General features: G+C 55.2%; 1 protein-coding gene and 1 pseudogene. Both read right to left on the bottom strand.

Features of this window, described 5'->3' with window-relative positions:
• Positions 1–854, bottom strand: a pseudogene (locus JWF83_RS00100) (RHS repeat protein); the annotation flags it as partial.
• Between the two features lie 46 nt (positions 855–900).
• Entirely contained in the window at positions 901–2079 is a 1179-nt protein-coding gene (locus tag JWF83_RS00095; RefSeq protein WP_413647868.1) for an RHS repeat domain-containing protein, read from the bottom strand.
• Positions 2080–2239 lie beyond the last annotated feature (160 nt).

Here is a 2239-nt window from a genome sequence, read left to right as displayed (position 1 = left end):
TCCTCGCGCAGTTTTTGTCCGGCGGCGGACCAGCTGAGGTTTTTCACGATCACCTGTTCCGCTGCGCCCTGCAGCGTCAGCCAGCAGCCCTTCAGCTGCCCGGCGATATCGTATGCCCGGCGCTGGCTGTTGCCCATGGCGTCCGTGCTGCTGAGCACGCTGCCGCTGGCGTCTGCGCTGCTGCGGCTGGTGAACCGCTCAGTCTCCAGCAGATCCTGCCAGGCGGATTCATCACCCTGCCAGTCAGCTTCGCGCGTTTCCGCCAGCAGCTGGCGGCTGACGGCTGACGGCGTGCCGGTCAGGGCGATACTGTCGGTCCGGCTGAGTCCGGCGCTGTCATAATGGCGCACCGGCTGACCGGCCAGATTAAATGCCTTGTCCGCCGCGCTGTCAGCGGCCCAGACAAAGCGTTCGCTGATCCGTGCGGTCTGACCGGCGGGCTGTTCGGTGACCGTCAGCGGGCGGCCGGGCAGGGTATTCGCCTCATACAGCCAGCGGCGCGTGGTGCCGGTGGCGGAAATATCCAGATGCGGACGCCCGGCAATATCCCTCAGCGCAATGCGGGTGCCGGCATCGGCGCTGTCGGTGCGCAGACTGTCGCCGTGAAGTGCGGGCAGCCAGCGAAAGTTAGGGTTCAGCGTTCCGTCAGTCTGCTGCCGGCTATACAGACGCGGGTCGATACTGCCGATGATTTGAGCGCGGGCATTATAGTCATTGCGGGTAATCCGCTCATCGGTCACGGCGGCGGAATCCGGGTGGCGGTGATAGCGGAGCATGCGCACCGCCAGCCCGCGGTTATCGGTGACCGTGACCAGTGGCGTATTGTGATACAGGGCAGAATCGGCGCTGTTCATTGGCATACCCGTTATAAGTTCTACTGATTGAAAATGTCTGTCTTAATTATTTGATACGAAACTGGGCAACAGCATTTGCGGCAAAGAAAAGATTATCCGGATTCATTGCTGCAATGATTTTTCGCAAATCAGGATGATCATTGAAAATCTGAATACATTGCTCAGCTGTAAGATAATTTAATCCGGTTAACTCCCTGATTTTATCCCTGATGTATACAGGCAGGAATTGGGGGGGCTCCCGGGTTAAACCATGCGCCAAAATTCTTGCCGCGACGTCTTCCGGATTATCAGTGCCAAGATACCAGTAATCCCATAGCTCTGGCCCCTTCAGATGACTGTGTTCATGCATAAATATTATCCTTCTTTCTTCCACAGTTGATGTGAAAAAATTTTCGAACAGAACAATTTGATGTGTTTCAGGATCAGCCATCGCGGTTACGGAAGGATATTGCTGTGAGTTACTAAACTTTGCAAAATTTTGGTTTTTTATTTCCGGCACCAGCATGTTTTCAATTACGTTATGTGTTTCGGTCCATATTTTGATTATTGATGCATAGCGCGCAACGTCTGCTTCTGACGCACCCAGCTCACCCATATAGGGCTCAAGTATCATTTTTGTGGTAGCCGGGTCGTTTTTTGCCATAAATATGGCATCCACAAGTGTATCTCTGGCGCTAATTAATGCGGTGTCAACCATAACCCCTTCGGCTGGCTGGTTTTGAGAAATTTGTGTCAGGTTTTCTGCCAGAATTTCCGATGAGTAGTCGTTGGCTTTTTTTAATAAAATATCTCTGCGGCTATGGCTGCGACTGTGGCTGCCGGAGGCAGCGGGCAACTCGTCGCCACATAAGCCATCAGGGTCGCGGTTTCTTATTGGATTGTTGTTCACCATCTGATACAGATTTAATCCATCAATCGTCCCGGCCGGATCGGCGCTCAACCAGCGCCCGGCCCAGCACTGATAATAACGGTAACCATAGTAATACAGCCCGCTGGCATCGCGTTCCTTGCCGTTGTAGCGGCGGGTTTTATACTCCGCTTCCGCCTGGCTTCTTGCCGTGCGGATCGCCGTACCGCCATACGGGTAATACTCCTCCTGACTGATTAACTCACCCTGTGCATCCACTTCCAGCCCGCTGCTGCCGGTGAGGTTATCGTAGCTGTAGCGCAGCGAGTTATTGCTGATACCGGCGGGCAGTCCGCTCTGCCAGTGCAGCAGCCGCACCTGCGCCGCACCGGCTTCACCGGCGGTGAGGGTATGCAGCTCCGCCTTCAGGGTTTCGCCAGTATGGCTGGTGTGCCGCTCAAGGCCGGGTAAATAGGTTACCCTCTGCGTCTGCAGGCTGTTGCCGCTCTGGCGGCGGCTGACTTTACTGATACGCATG

The sequence above is a fragment of the Pantoea sp. B65 genome (assembly GCF_047308185.1).
Lineage (GTDB): Bacteria > Pseudomonadota > Gammaproteobacteria > Enterobacterales > Enterobacteriaceae > Erwinia.
This window is presented reverse-complemented; position numbering and strand designations above follow the sequence as displayed.